The sequence below is a fragment of the Streptomyces sp. NPDC085596 genome, from assembly GCF_044541565.1.
Taxonomy (GTDB): Bacteria; Actinomycetota; Actinomycetes; order Streptomycetales; family Streptomycetaceae; genus Streptomyces.
Map to the genome: position 1 here is coordinate 154,371 of NZ_JBITTC010000002.1, position 22,823 is coordinate 177,193.

Here is a 22,823-nt window from a genome sequence, read left to right on the forward strand (position 1 = left end):
CGTTGCGGTCAGGCTGGTAGGTGGGCCCCTACGGCCCCCGGAACAGCCAGGGAGGTGTGGACGATGCCCCGGACCGTGACCGCGGGACTGGACGGCTCCGCCGAGAGCCGGGCCGCCGCCGAGTGGGCGGCGCGCGAGGCGAAGCTGCGCGGGCTGCCGCTGCGGCTAGTCCAGGTGTGGGAGCCGCTGCCCGACCCGCTGGCGCAGGCCCCGCTGCTCGGCGCCGAGGCCGAGCAGGACTGGACCGAGCCGGTGCCGCGCGATAGCGCGGAGGGGCTCCGGCTGCGCCACCCCGGCCTGGAGGTGATCACCGAGCAGCGCACCGGCGACCCGGTGGACGAGCTGTGCGAGGCCGCCGGGACGTCCGAGCTGCTGGCGCTCGGCTCACGCGGCCTGGGCGGGCTCCACGGATTCATCGTCGGCTCGGTCGGCCTGGCGGTCGCAGGCCATGCCGGATGCCCGGTGGTGCTGGTCAGGGCGGGCGAGCGGGCCGCCGACGAGCACCTGGCGGACCCGGCGGGCATCCCGTCGGCCGCGACACCGTTCCGGCCGGTCGTGCTGGGCCTGGACATCACCGCACCGAACGCGTCCCTGCTGGAGTTCGCCTTCGGTACCGCCGCGCTGCGCGGCGCCCCGCTGCGGGTGGTGTACGCCTGGGTGCCGGAGCCCCCGCCCGCGTACACCCCCGGCTACGCCTACGAGGCGGAGGCGCCGGTCGCCGAGGAGGCGCTCGAACCACGGAACGCGTTCATGCTCGGCAGGGCGCTGGAGCCCTGGCGGAAGTCGTTCCCGGACGTCGACGTGGCCGAGGCGGCCGTCGGGGGCAGCGCCGGGTCGGTCCTGGTGGACGCCTCCCGCGACGCCTGCCTGGTCGTGGTCGGCCGCCGGGTGCGCACGGGCCGGCTCGGCGCCCACCTCGGGCATGTCGCGCACGCCGTGCTGCACCACTCCCCCGCCCCCGTCGCCGTCGTCCCGCACGGCTGACCGAAGTGGAGAACCCTATGGACGAGCCGATCGTGGTCGGCGTGGACGGTTCCGCGCCCAGTCTGCGCGCCGTGGACTGGGGCGCGGAGGAGGCGGCCCTGCGTGGGGCTCCGCTGCGCCTGGTGTACGCCTCGCTCTGGGAGCGCTACGAGGGGGAGCTGATCGCCCAGGAGCTGAACCGTCCCGTGGAGGAGGTCATGGCCAGGGACGTGGTCGGCACCGCCGAGGCGCGGGCCCGGCTGCGCCGGCCCGGTGTGGAGGTCACCACCGATGTGCTGCCCGGTGAACCGGAGTACGCGCTCGTCCGGGAGAGCCGTACCGCCCGCGCGGTGGTGCTGGGCAGCCGGGGGCGCGGCGGGGTCGCCGAGGCGCTGCTCGGTTCGGTCAGCCTGACGGTCGCCGGGCATGCGCACTGCCCGGTGTTCGTGCTGCGCGACGGCGCCGAGGAGGAGGAGTCCGGCGGTTCCCCGCGGATCGTGCTGGCGGTCGGCGACAAGCCCGGGGACGCGGCCGCCGCCCGGTTCGCGGCCGAGGAGGCCGAGCTGCGCGGGCTGCCCCTGGAGGCGGTACGGGCCTGGCGGCGGCCGTCGGGCCCCTTCACCGGTCACGACACGGCCGAGGGCGACCCGGAGGAGGCCGCGCGGGAGGCGGTGGCCGAAGCCCTGCGGGACGTGCCGGAGGGGGTGGTGACGGTCGTCCGTACCCCGGAGGGCCACGCCCGTGACGCCCTGGTCGAAGCGGCGCGCGGCGCCACCCTTCTCGTGGTCGGCGCCCACCCCCGGCACGGCGGCTTCGGTCTGCAGCTGGGCCGGGTGGCCCATGGGCTGCTCCACCGCGCCCCCTGCCCGGTCGCGGTGGTCCCGGAACCGGCGTAGCCGCCCCTCAGCCTCGCGCCCCGCACAGCGCCGGCTCGGCCGGGCCGGTGCGGCGGACATGGGCCGGGCGGCCCATGCGCGGGAGGGCCGGGGCGGCGAAGCTGGAGACAGGGGCCGGTTCCTGGCCGTGACGGCAGGCGCGGGATCAGCAGCGGGCCGGCCGACGAGGTGAGGAGCGTCATGAAGGGATTCGTCTTTCACGGACCGGGCCAGGCGTCCTGGGAGGACGTCCCGGACCCTGCGATCAAGGAGCCGACCGACGCGATCGTGAAGGTCGGCATGGTGTCCATCTGCGGTACTGACCTGCACATCCTCAAGGGCGACGTGCCCGAGGTGCCGCCCGGCACGGTGCTCGGCCACGAGGCGGTCGGCGAGATCGTCGACGTGGGCAGCGATGTGCGCAACGTCCGGCCGGGCGACCGGGTGCTGGTCTCCTGCATCACGTCGTGCGGCCGGTGCCGCTTCTGCCGGGAGGGCCGGTACGGCCAGTGCCTCGGCGGGGGCGGCTGGATACTCGGGCATCTCGTGGACGGCGCCCAGGCCGAGTACGTCCGGGTCCCGTTCGCCGACCTGTCCGTGCACCCGCTGCCGGCCGCCGTGCCGAGCGAGGTCGCGGTCCTGCTGGCGGACATCTTCCCCACCGCGTACGAGGTGGGGGTGCTCAACGGCCAGGTCCGGGCGGGCGACACGGTGGTGATCGTGGGTGCCGGGCCGATCGGGCTGGCGGCCGTCGTCACGGCGCGGCTGTACGCCCCCGAGCGGATCATGGTGGTGGACCTGGCCATGACCCGGTTGCAGGCGGCCCGGCGGCTCGGCGCGGACGTGGTCGCCCTCGCCGGTGAGGACCCCCGGCAGCTGGTGGACGATCTCACCGGCGGGCTCGGCGCGGACGTGGCCGTGGAGGCGGTCGGGGTGCCGGAGAGCTTCGAACTGTGCACCCGTGTGGTGCGGCCCTGCGGGCACGTGGCCAACGTCGGCGTGCACGGCGCCGCGGCGATGCTGCACCTGGAGGACCTGTGGATCAGGGACGTCACCATCACGACGGGCCTGGTGGACACGTACTCCACCCCGACCCTGCTGCGGATGGCGGCGGCGGGCCGGCTGCCGACCGCGGAGCTGGTCACCCACACCTTCCCGCTGAACCACATGGCGGAGGCGTACGAGGTGTTCGCCCACGCCGCCGAGACGGGTGCGCTGAAGGTGGTGCTGGGCGCGGACCGGCACGATGTGGTCATCCCGATGCCGTGACCCTGGTCCTGAAGGCGCCCCGTCAGTCGTCCCGGAGGATGCCGTCCGGGGCGCCGAGGCGGCTCGAGGTGGTGCTGACGGCCGACGGCCGCGAGGTGGTCCTGCGGGTTGCGGACGACGGGGTGGGCATTCCGTCCGGCGGGCGGCGCAGCGGACTGCGCAACATGGCCGAGCGCGCCGAACAGCTCGGCGGTCACCTGGAGTTGGGCAGCGCGGAGAGCGGTGGAGCGGTGCTGGTGTGGACGGTGCCGCTGCCCGAGGGGGCGTAGCGCCGGGTCAGGTGCGCCAGAGGGTGACCGCGGCGGCGACGAGGGTGACCAGGGCGGAGAAGGCCACCATCACGGTTCTGAGGCGGGCCGGCCAGCGGGCGGTGAATGGCCGGCGCGGGGGTTCGGGGGGCCGGTCGACCGACTGCAGAAGCAGTCGGCACCAGGGGCACTCGTCGTCGGGCGGGTGCGGCGGCAGCCAGTGGTTCTCCCCGCGCGGGGGCGGGCGGCGGTTGTCGCGCGCGTCTCTGTCGTCCCTGTCGTCCCGGTCGTCTCTCATGTCACTCCGTGAGCGCGGTGGCCACCGCGTCATGGTTGCGAAACCTTGGGCCTTTGCCTCACTTAACGGCTAGGCCCTGGGGAGAGGTTGCGGGTCATACCTGCCGCACGGCCGTTCTGCACATGCGCGAACGACTGGCCACGGCCACTACGGGACGCCGGCGAGGGTCAGCGACGGCCGTCGCCCGCCACCACCCCGTAGGTGACGGCGCCGAAGACCAGGTGGGGCACCACGTCCGACACCCAGTCCTTCGCGGACCACGTCCTGGGGTCGGTGACGCCCAGCTGGGTCATGGACGCGTCCGTGGCCGCCATGGCGAGGACGCCGGTCACCAGGCTCCCCGCCCACCACGGCATACGGACACCGGCGCGGTGCACCAGGGAGACGACCACCCCGACGCCGACGCCGACACCGATGCCGCTGAGCGCGCCGAGCCCGGACAGCCGGTTCTCCCGCTGCTCCCCGGACCCGCCGACGGAAAGCCCCACGTCGTCGGCGAGCTTGTCCGCGGCCTGGGCGGGGACATCACTGGCGGCCCTGCCCCGCAGGGCCATGTCGGCGTAGGTGGCGGCGTCGAGGGCGGTGGTACCGGCGGCACCCGCCGCCGCACCGCGCAGAATGCTACGAATCATGCGCCCCCGAGTTCCCCGAACGCCGCCCGCGAACCGTGCGGGACCGCCGTACGGGTGACGGGTCTCCACACACCCGCAAAGAACCTGTCACACAAGGACCGGAATGCGGCCTCGGGCGGTGGCCGTTCTGAGTGACATGACTGTTGGAGCAGCGCTCAACACGCCCGGCGCCGTAAACCAGGTCGACGCCTCCGTTCTCCAAGCCCGCGAGGCCGCCGCGGCGGGACTGCGCTCCGTCTGGTTCGGGCAGACCTTCGGCGCGGACTCACCCCAGCTCGCCGCGATCGTCGGCCGCGAGGTGCCCGGTCTCCAGGTGGGCACCTCGGCGATCCCGGTGTTCGGCCGCCACCCCCTGCTCGTCTCCAGCCAGGCCCAGACCGCCCAGGCGGCCACGCACGGCCGCTACCACCTCGGCCTGGCCCTGGGCACCAAGCTGCTGACCGAGGGCGGGTTCGGACTGCCCTTCGAGCGTCCCATCGCCCGGCTGCGCGAGTTCCTCACCGCGCTGCGCCAGCTCACGGAGACCGGCAACGCCGACTTCCACGGTGAACTGCTCACGGCGGTCACCCCGATCCCGGCGCGCGTACCGGGCGCCGAGGACGGCGTACCCGTACTGGTCGCCGCGATGGGCCCGCAGGCCCTGCGGGTCAGCGGCGAACTGGCCGACGGCATCCTGCCGTACCTCGCCGGGCCCCGGGCGCTGGAGCGGGACATCGTCCCGGCGGTCAACGCGGCTGCCGAGGCGGCGGGGCGGCCCGCGCCCCGGATCGTCGCCCTGGTGCCCGGCGTGGTCACCGACGACGTGGACGCCGTACGCGAGACGGCCACCGAGCAGCTCGCGTTCTACGAACAGATCCCGTCCTACGCCCGGGTCATCGAACTCTCCGGCGCCCGCCGGGCGTCGGACGTGGCCGTGATCGGCGACGAGAAGACGGTCGCCGCCGAGGTGCGCCGCTACCGGGACGCGGGGGCGACGGAGGTGGTCTTCGCCGGCACCGAGATCGCCGGTGACGAGGCCCGGCTGCGCACCTGGGCCCTGCTCGGCGAACTGGCGGAATGAGCCGTCCCCCCGTACACCCCCGTAGGCACGACGAAGGAGTACCGATGACCACCCACGCCTCCGCGACCGACCTCCACGCCTTCACCGAGTCCTGGCTCGACTGGTACCGCGCGCACGAGGAACGCCTCGCCGACCCGCACGGCTTCCTCGCGGTCACCAGCCTGAACTGGCTGGACGAGCACCCGCAGCGCTTCCCCGACGCCCCCGGCACCTGGCGCACCGGTCCCGACGGCGTCACCGTGACCCTGGACGACGGCGAGGAACTGACCGTGGCCGGGGTGCCGTTGCGCGGGGAGCACCACTTCGGCGTGCTCCCGGAGCGCGGCGGCGTCGAGGCGGTGTGGGGAGACGCCGTGATCGAGGTGGCCAAGCGCGGCGGCCATGACATCGTCCGCCCCCGCCACCCGGACGCCCCGCTGCGCACCGCCTTCGCCGGTACGCCGTCCTACGCGCCGGACCCGCGCTGGGTGGTGACGGGCCGCTACGAGCCGTTCCCCGAGCCCCGCCCGACCACCGTGGGCGCGGCCGTGGAGGGCCTTGAGCATGTGTACGACGCGCCCGGCCGGATCACGTTCGAGCTGGAAGGTCACACACTGTCCCTGACCGCGTTCCCCGGAGGCGGACCCGGCGGGCTGATGGTGCTGTTCACCGACGAGACCTCCGGCCGCACCACGTACGCCGCGAACCGGGTCCTCTCCCTGGCGCCGCCCGCCGCCGACGGCACGGTGTTGCTCGACTTCAACCGGGCGGCGAACCTGCCCTGCGCCTACACCGACCTGGCCACCTGCCCGCTGCCCCCGGCGGAGAACCGGCTGCCACTGGCGGTGGAGGCGGGACTGAAGATCCCGCGCGAGCGCGGCGGGGCCTGACAGGACGTCAAGGGCCTTTGTCACAAAGGCCCTTGACCGAGTCGGCTCAGTCGCGCGGGAAGAGATGGTGCAGCGGCTCGCCGGCGGCGAACCTCCGTACCTGCTCGACGATCAGGCGCTCCGCGCGGGGCCGGAACGCGGCCGAGCCACCGGCGATGTGCGGGGTGAGGAGCACTCCGGGGGCGTGCCGCAGGGGGTGTTCGGCGGGCAGCGGCTCGGGGTCGGTGACGTCCAGGGCCGCCCGCAGCCTGCCCGACCGGGTCTCGGCGAGCAGGGCCTCGGTGTCCAGCGTGCGGCCGCGGCCGACGTTGACGACGAGCGCGCCGTCGGGCAGCGCGGCCAGCTCCTTGGCGCCGAACATGCCGACGGTGTCCGGGTTCTCGGGCAGCACGAGCACGACGATGTCCGTCTCCGGCAGCAGAGCGGGAAGATCGGCCACGGCGTGGACGCCCTCCTCGGGCCGGGCCCGCCGCGCGACCCGGACGACCTCCGCCTCACAGGCGAGCAGCCGCCGTTCCAGCGCCGCGCCGATGGACCCGTAACCGACGATCGTGACGCGGGCGTCGGCGAGGGAGCGGGTGAAGTGCGGCTCCCAGCGTCCGGCGCCCTGGTCGGCAACCCACTGCGGGAGGTCCCGCTGGGCGGCGAGGATCAGCCCGAGGGCGTGCTCGGCGGTGGAGGCGTCGTGCAGGCCACGCCCGTTGTGCAGGGTGACCCCGGCGGGCATGAGCGGGACGAGCTTCTCGACCCCTGCGCTGAGCGACTGCACCGCGCGCAGCTTCGGCAGCTTCGGCAGCAGGCGTACGGCGTCCGGCACGGCGTAGGGCATCACCCACAGGCCGACGCGCGCGAGCACGTCGTCGGCGGGTTCGCTGCCGGGGGTGACTCCGTCCCACACCTGGACCTCCACGCCCTCGGGCCAGGGGCCGTGGCTCTGGTCCAGATCGGGCCAGGGCAGCAGGACGCCGGTGGCGGTGTGGTGCAGATCTCTGGTCATCGGACCCTCCGTCTCGTACCGTGCTTTCCGTCCAGTGAAACACTTTCCACCACACGGAAAACAGGGGGTCTGGGATGACAGCGACGTCACCCGCCACCGACACCGCAGCGGCGGCACCTGCGCAGACAGGTTTCTGGCGGTCCTCCCGCGCCCGGTATCTGATGCCGGTCGCGTTCGTCACGTACTCGCTCGCCTATCTCGACAAGTCCAACTACGCGATCGCCTCCGCCGGCGGCATGGCCGAGGACCTGAAGCTGTCGGCGGGGGCGGACTCCCTGATCGCCGCGTCGTTCTTCCTCGGCTACTTCTTCTTCCAGATCCCCGGCACGATCTACGCCGAACAGCGCAGCGCCCGCCGCCTGGTGGCCTGGTCGACCGTGGCCTGGGGTCTGCTCGCAGTACTCCAGGGCCTGCTCAGCAGCCCGGCCCAGCTGATCGCGGTGCGTTTCGCGCTGGGTGTGGTCGAGGGCGCGGTGCTGCCGTCGATGGTCATGCTGCTCGGCCGCTGGTTCACGCGCGGCGAGCGCGGCCGCGCCAACACCCTGCTCATCCTGGGCAACCCGGTCACGGTGATGTGGCTGTCGGCGGTCTCCGGCTGGCTGGTGTCGGTCTCCGACTGGCGGGTGATGTTCATCGCCGAGGGCGTGCCGTCGGTGGTGTGGGGCGTGTGCTGCCTGTGGCTCATCAAGGACCGCCCGGAACAGGCACCCGGTCTCCCCGAGCCCGAACTCGCGCTGCTGCGCGCCGACTTGGCGGCGGAACAGGCGGCCGCACCGCCGGTGACCGGCACGCTGCGCGAGCGGTACGGCCGGGTACTGCGCTCCCCCGCCGTGCTCACCATGGCCGCGCAGTATTTCTTCTGGTCCTTCGGCATGTACGGCTTCGTCTTCTGGCTGCCGGCCATCATCAAGAAGGGCTCCGGGGAGGGCATCGGCGCCACCGGCCTGCTCACCGCGATCCCGTACGCCTGCGCTGCCGTGGCCATGCTGCTCAACTCCCGCCTGTCCGACCGCAGCGGGCGCCGGCGGGCCGCCGTATGGCCGTGGCTGGCCTGCGGCGGCCTCGCCCTGCTCGGCTCCTACGCGGCGGGCGGCGACTTCCCGCTCGCCCTCACCCTGCTCGTGGTGGCGGGCGTGTGCCTGTACGCCCCGTACGGCCCGTACTTCGCGCTCGTCACCACCCTCGCCCCGCCGGGGATCGCGGGCGCGGCCGTCGCGCTGGTCAACTCCTTCGGCGCGCTCGGCTCGTTCGCCGGGACCTACCTGGTCGGCTGGGTGCGCGGCACCGAGCTGGGCGACGCGGGCGCCTTCGGCCTGATGGCCGTGTGCACCCTGGTCGCCGCCGCCCTGACCCTCGCGGCGCCCGAGCCCGCGAAGAACGCCGGCCCGGTCCCGGTACGGTGACCGTCGAAGCGGCGGCCGCCCCGGCATGCGTACGGACGGCCGCCGCACCCCATCCCCACCCCGGCCACGACAGCGGCAGTGAACGACGAAAGGCGCGCACGGTGACCACACCATCCGGCGACGACATGCTGGGCCGGGGGCTGCGGCTGCTCACCGTGCTGGCCGAGCACCCCGCCGGTCTCGGCGTCAGCGCCGCCGCCCGCGCCGCCCGGCTGCCCGTGAGCAGCGCCCACCGCATCCTCGGCCGGCTGGTCGAGGAACGGTTCGCCACCTACGACGAGGAGGGCCGGCGGTACGCGCTGGGCTCCCGCGTCCTGGAACTGTCCCGCGGCTTCCAGCGCTCCCCCGCGGGCTACTCCGCCGCGGCCGCGCCGATGCGCAGACTGGCCGCGCGCACCGGCCTGCCCGTGATCGCGGGCATCCTGAACGACAGCGAGGTCCTGCTCGTCCTCTCCGTGCAGGGCACCCAGCATCTGCAACTGCGCAACGCCGAAGGCACCCGCAACCCCTGGCACGCGACCTCCCTCGGCAAGGCGCTGGCCGCCTGGCTGCCGGAGGAGGAACGCGAACGCCTCCTCGCCGGCCCGCTCCCGGCGGTGACCCCCCGCACGATCACCGATCCCGGCCTGCTGCGCGCCGAGTTGACCCTCGTACGGGAGCGGGGCTGGGCGGAGGTCGACGAGGAGAACGAGATCGGCGTCCGCTCGATCGCGGTGGCGCTGCCCGACACCCCGGAGGGCACCCCGCCGCTCGCACTGTCCCTCGCCGCCACGGTCATCCTGACGGACGCGGACCAACTCCGCGCACAGGCGCCCGCGTTGCGGGAGTGCGCGGAGGAGGTGGCGGCGCGGATGTCGCCGTGAGCGGGGTGTTTCTCGGGGCTCCGGGCGCTGTCGGCTCTAGCAGAACCAGCCGTCCTGGACCCAGCCCCGGCGGTTGATGTTGCCGTAGGCGAAGCCGTACGCCCAGCCGGACTGCTTGCTCTCGACCAGGAACGTCTGCCCCTTGTCGAGCGTGCCCATCCAGGCGCCGAGCGGCTCGGTCCTCACGAAGAGATCCTGGGCGCAGACGGTCTCGCGGGTGCCGACGGTGCCGTTGGCGGCCTGCGCGGGGCCGGAACCCAGCAGCAGGACGGCGCCGATGGCGGCCGCGAGCGCCGCGAAGCGGACGGTACGGGGTGCGGACATGCCGTTGCCTCCCAGATTCCGGCTCACCATGAGCCGTAGCCGCCGATGCATTCGTTGCGCACATAGCCCCAGTCGTTGGGACCGAAGTCGAAGGTGGCGGCCCAGCCGTTGTACACGGGGTGCGCGCCCCGGGTGTGGCCGACCTTGTCGCCGTAGTACAGCGTCCGCACCAGGCCGGTGGGCCCGGAGGAACTGTCGTAGTTGGCGTAGAAGCTGGCGCTCTGACAGGTGATGACGGCGTGTTCCGGGACGACGGCGGCGTGGGCCGGGGCCGGGATCTGGAGCAGCGCGGCGGTGGCCAGCGCGGGGGCGGCGAGAGCGAGGGCTCGTCTGAGAAGGGGCACGGCGCATCGACTCCTCGTGGGGGAGGTGTGGGTTGACGCGGGTAGACCGTAGCGCGGTTTGACATGCGCGCAACAGATGGCAGTCGCGGCTCACGCTCGCGGTCCACCAGATAGGCCGTACCTATGACTGCTCTGTTTCGGCAAAAAGAGAGGCCGTTTTATCCGGTGTCGCATTCCTGAATGGAACACCGGATAAAACGGCCACCGAACCGCTGATGGGTTCAGTTCTTCTTGTCGCCCGCGGTGTAGGAGGCGGCGCCGGTGCCGGCGAGCTTTCCGCCGTCGACGATGAGGTATTCGTCGCGGATGGGCTTGCCGTCGAAGAAGTCCTCGAGGATCTCGCGGGTGCCGGCGGCGTAGCGGGCCTGGGCGGTCAGCGAGGTGCCGGAGATGTGGGGGGTCATGCCGTTGAACGGCATGGTCCGCCACGGGTGGTCGGCCGGGGCCGGCTGCGGGTACCACACGTCACCGGCGTAGCCGCCGAGCTGGCCGGACTCCAGGGCGCGGACGACGGCGTCGCGGTCGACGATCTGGGCGCGGGCGGTGTTCACGATGTAGGAGCCCTTGCGCATGCTGTTCAGGAGCTTCTCGTCGAACAGGTTCAGCGTCTCGGGGTGGAGCGGGGCGTGGATGGAGACCACGTCGACGTTCTTGGCGAGGTCCTGCGCGGTCTCGTGGAAGGTGAGGTTCAGTTCCTCCTCCACCTCGCGGGGCAGACGGCGCTTGTCGGTGTAGTGCAGCTTGACGTCGAACGGCTTGAGGCGGCGCAGGACCGCGACACCGATACGGCCGGCGGCGATGACACCGACGTCCATGCCCTCCAGGTCGTAGGAGTGGGAGACGCAGTCGGCGATGTTCCAGCCACCCTCGGCGGCGATCTTGTGCGAGGGCAGGTAGTTGCGCACGAGGGAGAGGACCATCATCACGGCGTGCTCGGCGACGCTGATGGAGTTGGAGTAGGTGACCTCGGCGACCGTGATGCCGCGGGCGATCGCGGAGTCCAGGTCGACGTGGTCGGAGCCGATACCGGCGGTCAGGGCCAGCTTCAGCTTGGGCGCCTTGGCGATGCGCTCCGGGGTGAGGTAGGCGGGCCAGAACGGCTGGGAGATCACCACATCGGCGTCCGGGAGCTCACGGTCCAGGACCGAGTCCGGGCCCTCCTTGTCCGAGGTCACCACGAGGGTGTGACCGCGGGACTCGAGGAACTCCCGCAGGCCCAGCTCACCGGAGACACTGCCCAGCAGCTCACCCGGCGTGAAGTCGATGGCCTTCGGGGACGGCAGGGTCTGACCGCCGGGATAGCCCTCGATCTTCGGCAGACTCGTCCGGGCGTACCGGGGCGGGAATCCGTCGACCGGGTCCGGGTAAAGGACGCAGACAATCTTAGCCACGATTTCCTCCTCTGGAATGACGGAATAACCCCGGAATTCCTTACCGGTTTCCGTTCCGAAAACCACACTCCACCCGTGCCGGGGGCGGGGTCAAAGAGGGGGATTCGACTGCTTCATAGGAGCCGCTTATTGATTGAGGGCTTCAACTTCTCCAGGGAGGGGGTGCGGCGGTCTTCGCGGGTGGTGGCGGCGACTGAACTCACGTACCCGAACTGGGGGTTCACCCACACCTCGCACCGTCGCCCGCTTCGACAGGGCGCGCATGGCACAGTCGCGAGCCGGCGCCGCACACGCCCTCAAGCCGCCTTCAGCGTGACCGACGTCACATTGTCGAGGTAACGCATATGCCAGGTATCCAAGCCTCAGAAGTCGCATATGCAATCCAAAGCGCGCCATTCGCAGCGCAAGTACGTCTACCCATCGGACTGGAGCTACCGACTGCGCGTACGAGGCCCGTCGTACTGCTCGTCAGCGACCGCCTCCGCCCAAGTGGTCTCAGGCGTACCCCCGCCCCGCCCCTCCCACATGGCGATGTGCTCCATGAAGCGGTCGGGAACCGCGCCGTGCCAGTGCTCCTCGTCGGGCGGGCAGGTGACCGTCTCTCCCGGATGGGCTTCCAGGATGGTGCCGTCCCGGGTGCCGATCAGGGCCACGCCGGAGACGACGTGGAGGGTCTGGCCCAGGGCGTGGGAGTGCCAGTTGGTGCGGGCGCCCGGTGCGAAGCGGACCAGGTTGGCGCGCAGCCGGGAGGGCTCCTGGCCGGCGACGATGACGTCCCACCACACGTCGCCGGTGAACCAGTCGGCCGGGGCCTTGCTGGTGGGCTGCTGCTGGACGAATTCCACGGTGTCTCTCAACTCTGTTGCGTCAGTGCGATGTTCGGGGTCAGTCGGGCATGGGCTCGGCATAGTGCCGGAAGCCGGACCGCTCGGTGTGGAGGGCGTAGAGGCGCTCGGCCAGGGCCTCGGGGCTGCTGTGCTCGGCGTCGGGGCGGATCGCGCCCGGCACGATGAGCTGGGCCGCGTGGATGTTCTCCCCGGCGAGCGCGTCGTGGAGCAGCCGTGCGTAGGCGCTCTCGGCGGCGAAGGCGATCGAGGTACCGGCCCGCTCGGGGTGCGGGCGGACAGCGGTGCCGCCGTTGACGAACAGCAGCGTGCCCCGGCCCAGCGCCCGCATCCCCGGCAGGACGGCCCGGACGCAGGTGACCGGGCCCTTCACGGAGAACGCCAGCGGGGCGTCGAGGTCGGCGGCGTCGGTGTCGAGGACCGGCTTCATGAAGTCGGCGCGGGGCACCGGGCTGTACTGGAGGATCTCGATCGGTCCCAGTTCCTCGGCGGCAGCCGTCAGGGCGGCGGCGAGGGAGGCGGTGTCGAGTACGTCGGCGGTGTAGCCGCGGGCCTGGACGCCGTCGCGGCCCAGTTCCTCCGCCAGGCTCTCCAGGTGGTCCGCGTCGCGGGCGATCAGGGCGACGCCGTGTCCGGCGGCGCCGAAGCGGCGGGCGGTGGCGAGCCCCAGGCCGGGGCCGGCCCCGACGACGGCGAATGTGGTCACGGTGGGTCCTCCCATGTGGTTACGGTGAGTCCTCCAAGGGATTCAGGGCTTCAGCAGCGTCTTGATCGCGCGCCGCTCGTCCATCGCCTTGTATCCCTCCGCCACCTGGTCCAGCGGCAGCGTCAGGTCGAACACCTTGCCCGGATCGATGCGGCCCGACAGGACGAGGTCGATCAGTTCGGGGAGGTAGCGGCGGACGGGGGCGGGGCCGCCGCGCAGGCCGACGTGGGAGAAGAAGAGTTCCTGGGCGTCGATCGTGACGTCGTGCGGGACACCGACGAAGCCGACGTTGCCGCCGGGCCGGGCCGAGTGCAGGGCCTGTCGCATGGACTCGGCGGTGCCGACGCACTCCAGGACCGAGTCGGCGCCGATCCCGTCGGTGAGGTCCTTGATCCGGGCGACGCCCTCCTCACCGCGCTCGGTGACGATGTCGGTCGCACCGAACTCCAGGGCGAGTTTCTGCCGGGGCTCGTGGCGGCTCATGGCGATGATCCGCTCCGCGCCCTGCTCCTTGGCGGCGATCACCCCGCACAGCCCGACCGCGCCGTCCCCGACGACGACCGCGGTGGAGCCGGGGCGGACCTCGGCGGCCAGGGCGGCGTACCAGCCGGTGCCCATCACGTCGGAGACGGCGAGCAGGCCGGGCAGGAACTCGTCGCCGGGGATCTCCCCGGTGGCGACGAGGGTGCCCTGCGCGTTGGGGACGCGTACGCGCTCGGCCTGGCAGGTGCTCATGAACTCGCGGTGCAGACAGCTGGACTGCCAGCCGTTGCGGCAGTTCGCGCAGGTGTTGTCCGAGGTGGCGAAGGAGCCCACGACGAGCTGGCCCGGCCGGACGGAAATGACCTCGCTGCCGACCTCCTCCACCACACCGACGTACTCGTGGCCCATGGGGTGCGGGTCCCCGATCGGTTCCAGACCCCGGTACGGCCACAGGTCCGAGCCGCAGACACAGGTCACGACCGTACGGATGATCGCGTCGGTCGGCTGGAGGATCTTCGGGTCGTCGAGCGTCTCGAGGCGCACATCGCCGGGGGCGTGGATCACTGCTCCGCGCATGACGGGCTCCTTATGTGCTGAGGCGTCCGGCACGGGGACGCCGGGTGCGGTTGCCTTGGTCTCCAGGTAACCGCTGTTTCGCCTGGGCAGCGAGGCACCGTCGATGGGTGTACCGGCAGTACACCCCTCCTGTGGCGGGCAGGACGTACCGTCGAGGGGTGGACAACCGTGAAGAGGTCCGCGAGTTCCTGACCTCGCGGCGAGCGAAGATAACCCCCGAGCGGGCCGGGCTGCCCGCCGGCCCCCGACGGCGCGTCCCCGGCCTGCGCCGCAGCGAGGTCGCGGCGCTGGCGGACGTCAGCGTCGAGTACTACGCCAAGCTCGAACGCGGAAACCTCGCCGGAGCCTCACCGGCCGTCCTGGAGTCCGTCGCCCGCGCCCTCCAGCTGGACGACGCCGAGCGCGCCCATCTGCTGCACCTGGCCCGGGCCGCCGACGGCTCCGACGCGCTCACCCGGCCACGCCGCCGACGGAGCAAGGATCAATGGACCCCGCACCGCAGCCTCCAGTGGACGCTGGACGCGATCACGGCGGGGCCCGCCTTCGTCCGCAACGCCCGTATGGACGTGGTCGCGGCCAACCACTTGGCCCGAGCCTTCTACAGCGACCTCTTCACCGGCACCCAGCAGCCGAACCTCGCCCGCTTCAACTTCCTCGACCCGGCCTCCCGGCGCTTCTACCCGGACTGGGACACCTTCGCCGACATCTGCGTCGCCATCCTGCGCACCGAGGCCGGCCGCAACCCGCACGACAAGGACCTGCACGACCTCGTCGGCGAACTGTCCACCCGCAGCGAGGAGTTCCGCTCCCGCTGGGCCGCCCACGACGTCCGCCACCACGGCACCGGCACCAAACGCTTCCACCACCCCACCGTCGGCCCCCTCACCCTCGCCTACGAGGGCCTGCAACTGACCGCCGAACCCGACCTGACCCTCACCATCTACACGGCCGAACCCGGCTCCCCGTCCGAGGAGAGGCTGCGACTGCTGGCATCGTGGTCGGCCACGGAAGAAGCCACCTCCCGCGCCGGGCACCCTCAGCCCGACGCGTGACGGACCCGAGCCTCTTCCCCTCAACGCCAGGTCACCTCGGGCCGTACCAGTCCACGCAGAGCACGGTGGCGTCGTCGTCAAGGTGGTCGCCGCAGGCCGCGATGACCGCGGCGACCAGAATGCGTACGACCTCGCGCGGGTGCTCCGTGGCGGTGTCGCGGAGGAGCCCGGGCAGGTCGACGGATGCCGCCCGGCGTTCCTGCATGCCGTCGGTGCAGAGCAGGAGACGGTCGCCGGGCCGCAGGTCGAGGTCCTGGACCTCGTACGGGCCGCGCCGGCCGGACACACCGAAGGGCAGGTTGACCTTCAGCCTGATCGAGGTGACCTCGCCGTCGCGCAGCCGCAGCGGCCAGAGGTGCCCGGCGTTGACGAGCTGGGCGCGGCTTCCGTCGAGGGCGATGCGCAGCAGTTGGCCGGTGGCGAAGGTCCGCCGGCCGTGGTCGAGCAGGGCCTGGTGGATGCGGTCGGCCTGCTCGCCGAGGCCGACCCCGGCGCGGCGGGCGCCTCGGGAGGCGTTGACCAGGAGCGTGGCCATGAGGGCGGCGTCGACGTCGTGGCCCATCGCGTCGGTGATGGACAGGTGCAAGGTGTCGTGGTCGAGGCTGTAGTCGTATGTGTCACCGGCGCTGCTGTCGGCCGGGACCAGGGCACCGGCGAGGGCGAACTCGGCGGCTTCGCAGGAGGGGGCGGAGGGCAGTAGCTGGCGCTGGATCTCCGCGGCCAGGCTCACCGTGGTCGTGCGCTGCCCACAGTGGTACAGGTCGGTGAAGCGGCGGTCGGTGACGACGATGTACGCCAGCGCGTGCGCGGCCTCCTCGACCTGCTCCAACACGTCCTCGGTGACTTCGGGCAGCCACAGTTCCAGCACCCCGATGGTGTCGCCGCGGTTGGTGACCGGGGCGAGGACCCGCTGTCCCTGCCCGTCGTCCGTCGCCCGCGCCGGCTTCTGGGTGCGCAGGACCTCGTCGTAGATGCTGCCGGCCAGGGGGATCTGGTCGGCGCGGCGTCCCTGCCGGGTGGCCGTCTCCTCGGTGACCCGGACCATGCGCCGCCCGACGACGTCGACGAACAGGAACGACACGGATCGCGCGCCGAACCGCTCGCACAGGTTGCGGGCGACCACGTCGAGAGAGGCCACAGGCGCAGCGGCCTCCGCCGCCTCGAGTACTTCGGCCAGTCCGATCCTGTCGCGCGTCACATCTGCCTCCTTGGGTCGACCACTCTCCTTCCCGCAGGTCGAACGGGCACACAGCTGTGGCTCATGTGGCCGGTACGGACGCTTCTCGGGGGGGGCGGCCCCTCACTCGACGGCGGGCGGAGCCGACCTCCACCCCCGGCTCCAGCGCAGGGTCAGGCGGATCAGGCCGGCCAGGGTCAGCAGCCAGGTGGCCGCGAACACCCAGAGCAGGACCGGGCGCGCGTAGGCGACCGCGACGGCGAGCAGGGTGAGGGAGACGACGGCGAAGGCGATCACGGCGGTGGCGAGGGCGTGCGGCCGTCCGTGCAGGGTGGCCCGGGGGACGGGGCGCATGACCCGTACCGCCCCGAGCCGCCGGGCGAGCGCCGGGTCACGGCTGAGCGCCCGCTCCATCTCGGCCAGTACGCGCTTCTCGTGCGGAGACAGGCGGACATCCTTCATCGCGGGCACCTCCTGCTCGGAAGCCGTCACCTGTGCTTCGGCCGTCCGCGCGCCCCCGGATGCAGCGCGCACGCGGAGGGGCCGCGCCCGTCGGACGCGGCCCCCAGGTGGTGCACCCTGCTAGTCGAGCAGCGTGACCGAGTAGTCGAGCGTGGTGCCGGTGACGGTGTACGTCGCCGTCTGGCCGTTGTCGCAGTAGGAGACGTACCGGTTGCCGTAGGCCGTGGTGCCGGCGACGGCGTCGACCACCGGGCGCAGGTCGGTGCCCTCCGGGAACGACGTGGTCGTCAGGTCGATGGTCCGGGTCTGGTTCACGGGGTACGCGTCCGTCGACGGCGACTGCTCCCCGGTGCGGGTGCTCGCGGCCCAGGAGAGCACGAACCCCGAATTGTTCACCACCGCGACCTTCTGGACACAGGGCTCCGCCTGCGCGGGCGCGGCCTGCGCGGTCACCGCCGGGACGGCGGCGAGCGCGACGGCACCCATCAGCGGCAGCGCGGTCCTGAAGAGCTTGCGGTTCATCGTTCGACTCCCTCTCGGTGGAACGTCAAGTCCCTTGCCTTGTACGGGACTTGGGATGCAGCGCGAGTACCCGGAGATGTCCCGCAACCACTCCCGCCCTGGGGCCGGCGCAGCGAATCGGCCATCCGTTCGGGTGGGAGCGGTACGGCTGGGCGCATCGCCCCGCCGGACACGTGTCACGCCTGCTGGCCGCCCGTACAGCCGCACCCGTCACCGGGGGCCACAGCGCGTCACCGGCTCAGGGCGGCCACTCGTCGTACGAGGCGAAGTGAGGGCGGGGAGGGATACGGAATGGCCGAATCCGAGGAGGACCGGGACGATCGGGGGGCAGTCACGCCGGCCAGGTCCATGAAGGACAGGGAGACACCTCGAACCGGGTCAGGAAAGTCAGCGACCCTCGACTTACTGGACCGATCGGTCAACAATCGATACGGTTCCACCGTGGCCAGAACCAAGGAATTCGACCCGGACGCGGCACTCCAGTCAGCCCTGGAGCTGTTCTGGCGGCGTGGCTACGAGGCGACGTCGATGGCCGACCTTGTCGCACACCTCGGCATCGGCCGCGCCAGCGTCTACGCCACCTTCGGCAACAAGCACGAGCTGTACCTGAAGGCGCTGGACCGGTACAACGAGAACCACGACCTGGCACTTCTCCACGAACTGTCCCGACCGGGCCCCGCACTGCCCGCCGTACGTACGGTGGTGCGACGCTTCGCCGCCGAGGCGAGCAGCGAAGACCAGCGCGACAAAGGGTGCTTCGTCACCAACACCGCGGTCGAACTGGGCGCGTGGGACTCGGCGGCGGCCGGCCGGGTCGCAGCGAGCTGGGACCACATCGAAACCCTGCTGCACTCGGCGCTGGTGCGGGCCCACGCACAGGGCGAATTGCCCGCGGACCGCGATCCGGGGGCCCTCGCGCGGATGCTGCTGGTGCTGATGCAGGGCCTGCGCGTGGTCGGCAAGGCGTCGAGCGATCCGCGCCGGGTCGTGGACGCCGCCGAGCAGGCACTGAGGCTGCTGGACTGAGCAGCTCGCACAAACGCCTTCAGGGTGAGCCGAATACGGAATGACCGGTCAAAAATCCTCGGCTCCCACACCAACCTCACTCGCGGCGACGGCAGTCGCCCTCGCCGCCGTCGCCTTCCTCCGTACACACCAAGGGAGTTGTCACCGTGACAGCGCGCTTCACCGGTAAGACCGTCCTCGTCACCGGCGCGGGCTCCGGCATCGGCCGGGCCATCGCTCTCGCCTTCGCCGCCGAAGGGGCCTCGGTGGTCGCGGCCGGACGTACCGCCGCCTCACTCGACGAAACGGTCGCTCTGATCGAGGAGGAGGGCGGCAAGGCGGCCGCGGTCACCGCGGACGTGAGCCGTTCCGAAGATGTCAGGGCTCTGGTCCGCCGCACCGTCGAGCAGTTCGGCAGCCTCGATGTCGCGGTCAACAACGCGGGTGTCTTCCGGGGTGGCGTGCCGGTTGCCGATCTCCCCGAGGAGGACTGGCGGGCCCTGCTCGACATCAACGTCACCGGAGTCCTGTTCAGCCTTCAGGCCGAGGTCGCCCAGATGCGCACCCAGCCCACCGGCGGCGCCATCGTCAACATCGCCTCCAACCTCGGCGCGCACCGCCGTGCTCCGGGCCTGGCCGCGTACATCGCCGGCAAGGCGGCCGTGTCCGCGCTGACCCGCGCCGCCGCTCTGGACCACATCGCCGACGGCATCCGCATCAACGCGGTGAGTCCCGGCCCGTCCGCCACCGCCATGTCACTGCGCCCCGGCGAGAACGATGCCGAGCGCGCGGCCCGGATGAAGAACGCGTCCCCGCTGGGGCGTGTCTCGTCCACCGCCGAGATCGCGGCGGCGGTGCTGTATCTGGCCTCCGCCGATGCGGCCTCCGTGGTCGGCACCGACCTGGTCGTGGACGGGGGTGCGGCTGCCTGACGCGGGTCACCAGGGGACGACGCCGGCGTCCTCGAAGAACGACCCGCTCGGCCCGCCGTCGGGCAGGGTGGCGAGCCGGATCGCCGTGGCCGCACCCTGCTCGGGGGTGCGGGAGCCCGCGTAGCCATTGAAGTCGGTCGCCACCAGGCCGGGACAGGCGGCGTTGATCAGGATGCCCGTCCCGGCGAGCTGCCGGGCGTACTGCACGGTGACGGCGTTGAGGAACGTCTTCGACGGGGCGTACGCCGCCATGACGGGCCCGATCTCGATGTCCGGGTCCGCCTGGCGGGCGAGGGAGCCGACGGAGCTGGAGATGTTGACGATGCGCGGTGAGGCCGAACGCCGCAGTAGGGGCAGCATCGCGTTGGTCACCCGGATGACGCCGAGGACGTTGGTGTCCACGACCGTGCGGACCAGGCCGAGGTCGATCGCGGTGGGGTCCTGCGTCCAGTCCGGCCCCATGTCGCCCGAGATGCCGGCGTTGTTGACCAGGACGTCCAAGCCTCCCGCCTGCTGTTCGACCAGTGCCGCGGCGTCGGCCACGCTGCGGTCGTCGGTCACGTCCAGCGGCACCCCGAACGCGTCCACCCCGGCGGACCGCAGCTTCTCGACGGCGGACTCACGCCGCGCCCCGTCGCGGGCTCCGACGCCCACGCGGAAGCCGAGGGCGCCCAGGCCGGCCGCGATCTCGTACCCGATTCCCTTGTTCGCGCCGGTCACCAGCGCGGTCTTCGTTTCACTCATGCTTCGATGCTCGCTCGCGGACCACGAGTACCGCCAACGCCGATGCGGTGCTCGGGGTCTCCCTGCTGGCACGCGACCGCCGGGGCGTCTCCCTGACCGGCGCCGGCGAGGTACTGCTGCACGAGGGCCGCGTGGCCCTCGACGCGGCCACCGCCGCCGTCCGCCGCACCCGTCGCGCGGGCACCGGCCACGGTGCGGGCGGCTCGGGTGACCGCCTGGTGCCGGCGGTGAAGGCCGCCGCCTCCCACTACCTGCTCCAGAAGCTTCTCGGCGCCCACGCGGCCGAACCCGGCGCCGCCGAGATCGAGGTGCTGCCCAGCGGCATGTGCGAGCAGGAGGAGATGCTGCGCGACGGCCGCGCCGGCGCGGCCCTCATGCACGCCCCGTTCGACTCCCTCGCCGGGTTCGACCATGAGGAGCTGACGAGCGAGGGCCAGCTCGCCGTGCTGCCGGCCGCGCATCCGCTCGCCGCGCGCGCGATCGTCACCCACATCGCCTGGCCCGCGCACAGCCGTTCCGTTGCCCTCGCCGGGCTGATCCGCACGGCCACCCGGCTCTGATCCCTCGCGGCACCCACCGGGAACGGTTCACACTGGCCCTGTGACGGACACGGACCAGCGGCTCGAGCAGGCCATCGTCAGCCTGCTGGAGCGCCGTGCCGCGACCTCTTCGATCTGCCCCTCCGACGCCGCCCGCGCCGCCTACGACGGTGACGACGACGGCTGGCGAGACCTGATGGAACCGGCCCGCCGGGCGGCCTGGCGGCTGGTGGCGGCCGGCGAGGTCGAGGTGACCCGGTCCGGGAAGCCCGTCACGGAGGCCGAGGCACACGGCCCCCTCCGCATCCGCCGCGCACGCCGGTAGCGCGGACCCTGTACGCGCCGATCCCGTGGCCGTCGACGTACCTCGGCGCGGTAGTGGGCGCGAGCGGGGACCACTACTGCATTCGAGTGTCAAAACCCCCCGATCGGCGGCGTGTCGGGCGCTCAGCAATTCGGGGTCCGGGCCGAGCCGCAAGGATGGCCGTCACTGACGCCACGGCGCGGGTGGAACTCGAGTATCAGGAGAAGCGCGACCTGTGACAATCATCAATCAGCCCGAGCCGGCGGCTGAGGACTCGAGCGAGAACGAGCTTCTCATCCAGCGCAGGCAGCCCGGCAATGTCGTCCTGAAGTGGCTGACGACCACCGACCACAAGACGATCGGCACGTTGTATCTGCTGACGTCGTTCGGGTTCTTCCTGTTCGGTGGCGTGATGGCGCTGCTCATGCGTGCCGAGCTGGCGCGTCCAGGCATGCAGATCATCTCCAACGAGCAGTTCAACCAGGCGTTCACGATGCACGGCACCGTGATGCTGCTGATGTTCGCCACTCCCCTGTTCGCGGGCTTCACGAACTGGATCATGCCGCTCCAGATCGGCGCGCCCGACGTGGCGTTCCCCCGGCTGAACATGCTGGCCTACTGGCTCTACCTGTTCGGCTCGCTCATCGCGGTCAGCGGCTTCATCACCCCACAAGGTGCGGCCGACTTCGGCTGGTTCGCCTACTCCCCGCTGACGGACGCGATCCGCTCCCCCGGCGTCGGCGGCGACTTGTGGATCATGGGTCTGGCCTTCTCCGGCTTCGGCACCATCCTCGGCTCGGTCAACTTCATCACCACGATCATCTGCATGCGTGCTCCCGGCATGACGATGTTCCGCATGCCGATCTTCGTGTGGAACGTGCTGCTGACCAGCGTGCTGGTCCTGTTCGCCTTCCCCGTGCTCGCGGCGGCGCTGCTGGCCCTGGAGGCGGACCGCAAGTTCGGTGCCCATGTCTTCGACGCGGCCAACGGCGGGGCCCTGCTGTGGCAACACCTCTTCTGGTTCTTCGGTCATCCAGAGGTGTACATCATCGCGATCCCGTTCTTCGGCATCGTCACCGAGATCATCCCGGTGTTCTCGCGCAAGCCGATCTTCGGCTACATGGGCCTCATCGCGGCCACCATCGCGATCGCCGGTCTCTCGGTGACGGTGTGGGCCCACCACATGTACGTCACCGGCGGTGTGCTGCTGCCGTTCTTCTCCTTCATGACATTCCTCATCGCGGTCCCGACCGGTGTGAAGTTCTTCAACTGGATCGGCACGATGTGGAAGGGCTCGGTCTCCTTCGAGACACCGATGCTGTGGGTCACCGGGTTCCTCGTGACGTTCCTCTTCGGTGGTCTGACCGGTGTCATCCTGGCCTCGCCGCCGATGGACTTCCACGTCTCGGACTCCTACTTCGTGGTGGCCCACTTCCACTACGTGGTGTTCGGTACGGTCGTCTTCGCCATGTTCGCGGGCTTCCACTTCTGGTGGCCGAAGTTCACCGGCAAGATGCTGGACGAGCGCCTCGGCAAGATCACCTTCTGGACGCTGTTCATCGGCTTCCACGGCACCTTCCTGGTCCAGCACTGGCTGGGCGCCGAGGGCATGCCGCGCCGGTACGCCGACTACCTGGCGGCCGACGGCTTCACCGCGCTGAACACGGTCTCCTCGATCTTCTCGTTCCTGCTCGGCCTGTCGATGCTCCCGTTCTTCTACAACGTGTGGAAGACGGCCAAGTACGGCAAGCCGGTCGACGTCGACGACCCGTGGGGCTACGGCCGCTCGCTGGAGTGGGCGACCTCCTGCCCGCCGCCGCGGCACAACTTCGTCACCCTGCCGCGGATCAGCAGCGAGTCCCCGGCGTTCGACCTGCACCACCCGGACATCGCCCGGGCGGAGCGCGAGGCGTACGCCATCGGGCACTGAGTCCGGAGAT

Annotated in this window: 26 protein-coding genes and 1 pseudogene; 14 read left to right on the top strand and 13 right to left on the bottom strand. The window is 71.7% G+C overall.

Annotated features, from left to right (window positions below; genetic code table 11):
* Nucleotides 1-63: 63 nt before the first annotated feature.
* From ACIGA3_RS06250 to ACIGA3_RS06265, 4 genes and pseudogenes are all read left to right on the top strand, one after another.
* The gene (locus ACIGA3_RS06250; protein WP_399711082.1) at nucleotides 64-984 is read left to right on the top strand and encodes a universal stress protein; all 921 of its coding nucleotides are present in this window, start codon (nucleotides 64-66) and stop codon (nucleotides 982-984) included.
* Between the two features lie 17 nt (nucleotides 985-1,001).
* Nucleotides 1,002-1,859, top strand: coding sequence for a universal stress protein (locus ACIGA3_RS06255; RefSeq protein WP_399711084.1), 858 nt, complete (start codon nucleotides 1,002-1,004; stop codon nucleotides 1,857-1,859).
* A gap of 180 nt (nucleotides 1,860-2,039) precedes the next feature.
* The gene (locus ACIGA3_RS06260; RefSeq protein WP_399711085.1) at nucleotides 2,040-3,107 is read left to right on the top strand and encodes a zinc-dependent alcohol dehydrogenase family protein; all 1,068 of its coding nucleotides are present in this window, start codon (nucleotides 2,040-2,042) and stop codon (nucleotides 3,105-3,107) included.
* Nucleotides 3,108-3,166: 59 nt separating this feature from the next.
* A pseudogene (locus ACIGA3_RS06265) lies at nucleotides 3,167-3,376 on the top strand (ATP-binding protein); the annotation flags it as partial.
* Nucleotides 3,377-3,383: 7 nt separating this feature from the next.
* On the opposite strand, the gene ACIGA3_RS06270 reads toward ACIGA3_RS06265, so the two are convergent.
* Nucleotides 3,384-3,653 carry a hypothetical protein gene (locus ACIGA3_RS06270; RefSeq protein WP_399711087.1) on the bottom strand — a complete coding sequence of 90 codons (270 nt, stop codon included), beginning with the start codon at nucleotides 3,651-3,653 and terminating at the stop codon, nucleotides 3,384-3,386.
* Nucleotides 3,654-3,820: 167 nt separating this feature from the next.
* Nucleotides 3,821-4,285, bottom strand: coding sequence for a hypothetical protein (locus ACIGA3_RS06275; protein ID WP_399711089.1), 465 nt, complete (start codon nucleotides 4,283-4,285; stop codon nucleotides 3,821-3,823).
* A 136-nt stretch (nucleotides 4,286-4,421) separates the two neighbouring features.
* On the opposite strand from ACIGA3_RS06275, the gene ACIGA3_RS06280 reads away from it, so the two are divergent.
* Both ACIGA3_RS06280 and ACIGA3_RS06285 read left to right on the top strand, forming a co-directional pair.
* On the top strand, nucleotides 4,422-5,345 hold the full coding sequence (locus tag ACIGA3_RS06280; RefSeq protein WP_399711091.1) for an LLM class F420-dependent oxidoreductase: 924 nt from the start codon (nucleotides 4,422-4,424) through the stop codon (nucleotides 5,343-5,345).
* 44 nt (nucleotides 5,346-5,389) lie between these two features.
* Complete coding sequence (locus ACIGA3_RS06285) at nucleotides 5,390-6,214, top strand: DUF1684 domain-containing protein (protein ID WP_399711093.1); 825 nt, start codon at nucleotides 5,390-5,392, stop codon at nucleotides 6,212-6,214.
* A 46-nt stretch (nucleotides 6,215-6,260) separates the two neighbouring features.
* Here the strand turns inward: ACIGA3_RS06285 and ACIGA3_RS06290 are convergent, their stop codons facing one another.
* On the bottom strand, nucleotides 6,261-7,211 hold the full coding sequence (locus ACIGA3_RS06290) for a 2-hydroxyacid dehydrogenase (RefSeq protein ID WP_399711095.1): 951 nt from the start codon (nucleotides 7,209-7,211) through the stop codon (nucleotides 6,261-6,263).
* 74 nt (nucleotides 7,212-7,285) lie between these two features.
* Here ACIGA3_RS06290 and ACIGA3_RS06295 point away from each other — a divergent pair, with 74 nt between their 5' ends.
* Nucleotides 7,286-8,614: an MFS transporter gene (locus tag ACIGA3_RS06295; protein ID WP_399711097.1), complete on the top strand. Its 1,329-nt coding sequence runs from the start codon at nucleotides 7,286-7,288 to the stop codon at nucleotides 8,612-8,614.
* 101 nt (nucleotides 8,615-8,715) lie between these two features.
* On the top strand, nucleotides 8,716-9,477 hold the full coding sequence (locus ACIGA3_RS06300) for an IclR family transcriptional regulator (protein ID WP_399711099.1): 762 nt from the start codon (nucleotides 8,716-8,718) through the stop codon (nucleotides 9,475-9,477).
* 36 nt (nucleotides 9,478-9,513) lie between these two features.
* Here ACIGA3_RS06300 and ACIGA3_RS06305 read toward each other — a convergent pair whose 3' ends face one another.
* The 6 genes from ACIGA3_RS06305 to ACIGA3_RS06330 form a co-directional block, all read right to left on the bottom strand.
* Complete coding sequence (locus ACIGA3_RS06305; RefSeq protein WP_399711100.1) at nucleotides 9,514-9,801, bottom strand: hypothetical protein; 288 nt, start codon at nucleotides 9,799-9,801, stop codon at nucleotides 9,514-9,516.
* A gap of 23 nt (nucleotides 9,802-9,824) precedes the next feature.
* Complete coding sequence (locus ACIGA3_RS06310; RefSeq protein WP_399711102.1) at nucleotides 9,825-10,145, bottom strand: hypothetical protein; 321 nt, start codon at nucleotides 10,143-10,145, stop codon at nucleotides 9,825-9,827.
* 221 nt (nucleotides 10,146-10,366) lie between these two features.
* Nucleotides 10,367-11,536 (bottom strand): NAD-dependent formate dehydrogenase, encoded by a 1,170-nt coding sequence (locus ACIGA3_RS06315; RefSeq protein ID WP_399711104.1) that lies wholly within the window; start codon nucleotides 11,534-11,536, stop codon nucleotides 10,367-10,369.
* 431 nt (nucleotides 11,537-11,967) lie between these two features.
* On the bottom strand, nucleotides 11,968-12,381 hold the full coding sequence (locus ACIGA3_RS06320) for a cupin domain-containing protein (RefSeq protein WP_399712439.1): 414 nt from the start codon (nucleotides 12,379-12,381) through the stop codon (nucleotides 11,968-11,970).
* 40 nt (nucleotides 12,382-12,421) lie between these two features.
* The gene (locus tag ACIGA3_RS06325) at nucleotides 12,422-13,087 is read right to left on the bottom strand and encodes an SDR family NAD(P)-dependent oxidoreductase (RefSeq protein WP_399711106.1); all 666 of its coding nucleotides are present in this window, start codon (nucleotides 13,085-13,087) and stop codon (nucleotides 12,422-12,424) included.
* A gap of 42 nt (nucleotides 13,088-13,129) precedes the next feature.
* Nucleotides 13,130-14,146, bottom strand: coding sequence for a zinc-dependent alcohol dehydrogenase family protein (locus tag ACIGA3_RS06330; RefSeq protein ID WP_399711107.1), 1,017 nt, complete (start codon nucleotides 14,144-14,146; stop codon nucleotides 13,130-13,132).
* 158 nt (nucleotides 14,147-14,304) lie between these two features.
* On the opposite strand from ACIGA3_RS06330, the gene ACIGA3_RS06335 reads away from it, so the two are divergent.
* The gene (locus tag ACIGA3_RS06335; protein WP_399711109.1) at nucleotides 14,305-15,198 is read left to right on the top strand and encodes a helix-turn-helix transcriptional regulator; all 894 of its coding nucleotides are present in this window, start codon (nucleotides 14,305-14,307) and stop codon (nucleotides 15,196-15,198) included.
* Nucleotides 15,199-15,229: 31 nt separating this feature from the next.
* On the opposite strand, the gene ACIGA3_RS06340 is transcribed toward ACIGA3_RS06335, so the two are convergent.
* From ACIGA3_RS06340 to ACIGA3_RS06350, 3 genes are all read right to left on the bottom strand, one after another.
* Nucleotides 15,230-16,396: a PP2C family protein-serine/threonine phosphatase gene (locus ACIGA3_RS06340; protein WP_399711111.1), complete on the bottom strand. Its 1,167-nt coding sequence runs from the start codon at nucleotides 16,394-16,396 to the stop codon at nucleotides 15,230-15,232.
* Nucleotides 16,397-16,498: 102 nt separating this feature from the next.
* Nucleotides 16,499-16,837 (bottom strand): DUF3040 domain-containing protein, encoded by a 339-nt coding sequence (locus ACIGA3_RS06345; protein ID WP_399711113.1) that lies wholly within the window; start codon nucleotides 16,835-16,837, stop codon nucleotides 16,499-16,501.
* 120 nt (nucleotides 16,838-16,957) lie between these two features.
* Nucleotides 16,958-17,359: a hypothetical protein gene (locus ACIGA3_RS06350; RefSeq protein WP_161147955.1), complete on the bottom strand. Its 402-nt coding sequence runs from the start codon at nucleotides 17,357-17,359 to the stop codon at nucleotides 16,958-16,960.
* A gap of 441 nt (nucleotides 17,360-17,800) precedes the next feature.
* Here ACIGA3_RS06350 and ACIGA3_RS06355 point away from each other — a divergent pair, with 441 nt between their 5' ends.
* Together ACIGA3_RS06355 and ACIGA3_RS06360 are read left to right on the top strand one after the other, a co-directional pair.
* The gene (locus ACIGA3_RS06355; RefSeq protein ID WP_399711115.1) at nucleotides 17,801-18,385 is read left to right on the top strand and encodes a TetR/AcrR family transcriptional regulator; all 585 of its coding nucleotides are present in this window, start codon (nucleotides 17,801-17,803) and stop codon (nucleotides 18,383-18,385) included.
* Between the two features lie 146 nt (nucleotides 18,386-18,531).
* A complete protein-coding gene (locus tag ACIGA3_RS06360; protein WP_399711117.1) occupies nucleotides 18,532-19,296 on the top strand; it encodes an SDR family NAD(P)-dependent oxidoreductase in 765 nt (254 codons plus the stop codon).
* A 6-nt stretch (nucleotides 19,297-19,302) separates the two neighbouring features.
* Here the strand turns inward: ACIGA3_RS06360 and ACIGA3_RS06365 are convergent, their stop codons facing one another.
* Nucleotides 19,303-20,040: an SDR family oxidoreductase gene (locus tag ACIGA3_RS06365; RefSeq protein WP_399711119.1), complete on the bottom strand. Its 738-nt coding sequence runs from the start codon at nucleotides 20,038-20,040 to the stop codon at nucleotides 19,303-19,305.
* Between the two features lie 47 nt (nucleotides 20,041-20,087).
* On the opposite strand from ACIGA3_RS06365, the gene ACIGA3_RS06370 reads away from it, so the two are divergent.
* The 3 genes from ACIGA3_RS06370 to ctaD all read left to right on the top strand — a co-directional run bounded on the left by ACIGA3_RS06370 (nucleotide 20,088) and on the right by ctaD (nucleotide 22,813).
* A complete protein-coding gene (locus ACIGA3_RS06370) occupies nucleotides 20,088-20,600 on the top strand; it encodes a LysR substrate-binding domain-containing protein (protein ID WP_399711121.1) in 513 nt (170 codons plus the stop codon).
* Nucleotides 20,601-20,640: 40 nt separating this feature from the next.
* Entirely contained in the window at nucleotides 20,641-20,904 is a 264-nt protein-coding gene (locus ACIGA3_RS06375) for a DUF3253 domain-containing protein (protein ID WP_399711123.1), read from the top strand.
* Between the two features lie 214 nt (nucleotides 20,905-21,118).
* Complete coding sequence (gene ctaD / locus ACIGA3_RS06380) at nucleotides 21,119-22,813, top strand: cytochrome c oxidase subunit I (RefSeq protein ID WP_399711124.1); 1,695 nt, start codon at nucleotides 21,119-21,121, stop codon at nucleotides 22,811-22,813.
* The last annotated feature ends 10 nt before the right edge of the window (nucleotides 22,814-22,823 follow it).

What these genes read in the sequence shown, in the direction of transcription:
- ACIGA3_RS06250 (WP_399711082.1), top strand. Translation starts at nt 64, where the DNA reads ATGCCCCGGACCGTGACCGCGGGACTGGACGGCTCCGCCGAGAGCCGG.
- ACIGA3_RS06255 (WP_399711084.1), top strand. Translation starts at nt 1,002, where the DNA reads ATGGACGAGCCGATCGTGGTCGGCGTGGACGGTTCCGCGCCCAGTCTG.
- ACIGA3_RS06260 (WP_399711085.1), top strand. Translation starts at nt 2,040, where the DNA reads ATGAAGGGATTCGTCTTTCACGGACCGGGCCAGGCGTCCTGGGAGGAC.
- ACIGA3_RS06270 (WP_399711087.1), bottom strand. Translation starts at nt 3,653, where the DNA reads ATGAGAGACGACCGGGACGACAGGGACGACAGAGACGCGCGCGACAAC.
- ACIGA3_RS06275 (WP_399711089.1), bottom strand. Translation starts at nt 4,285, where the DNA reads ATGATTCGTAGCATTCTGCGCGGTGCGGCGGCGGGTGCCGCCGGTACC.
- ACIGA3_RS06280 (WP_399711091.1), top strand. Translation starts at nt 4,422, where the DNA reads ATGACTGTTGGAGCAGCGCTCAACACGCCCGGCGCCGTAAACCAGGTC.
- ACIGA3_RS06285 (WP_399711093.1), top strand. Translation starts at nt 5,390, where the DNA reads ATGACCACCCACGCCTCCGCGACCGACCTCCACGCCTTCACCGAGTCC.
- ACIGA3_RS06290 (WP_399711095.1), bottom strand. Translation starts at nt 7,211, where the DNA reads ATGACCAGAGATCTGCACCACACCGCCACCGGCGTCCTGCTGCCCTGG.
- ACIGA3_RS06295 (WP_399711097.1), top strand. Translation starts at nt 7,286, where the DNA reads ATGACAGCGACGTCACCCGCCACCGACACCGCAGCGGCGGCACCTGCG.
- ACIGA3_RS06305 (WP_399711100.1), bottom strand. Translation starts at nt 9,801, where the DNA reads ATGTCCGCACCCCGTACCGTCCGCTTCGCGGCGCTCGCGGCCGCCATC.
- ACIGA3_RS06330 (WP_399711107.1), bottom strand. Translation starts at nt 14,146, where the DNA reads ATGCGCGGAGCAGTGATCCACGCCCCCGGCGATGTGCGCCTCGAGACG.
- ACIGA3_RS06345 (WP_399711113.1), bottom strand. Translation starts at nt 16,837, where the DNA reads ATGAAGGATGTCCGCCTGTCTCCGCACGAGAAGCGCGTACTGGCCGAG.
- ACIGA3_RS06350 (WP_161147955.1), bottom strand. Translation starts at nt 17,359, where the DNA reads ATGAACCGCAAGCTCTTCAGGACCGCGCTGCCGCTGATGGGTGCCGTC.
- ACIGA3_RS06365 (WP_399711119.1), bottom strand. Translation starts at nt 20,040, where the DNA reads ATGAGTGAAACGAAGACCGCGCTGGTGACCGGCGCGAACAAGGGAATC.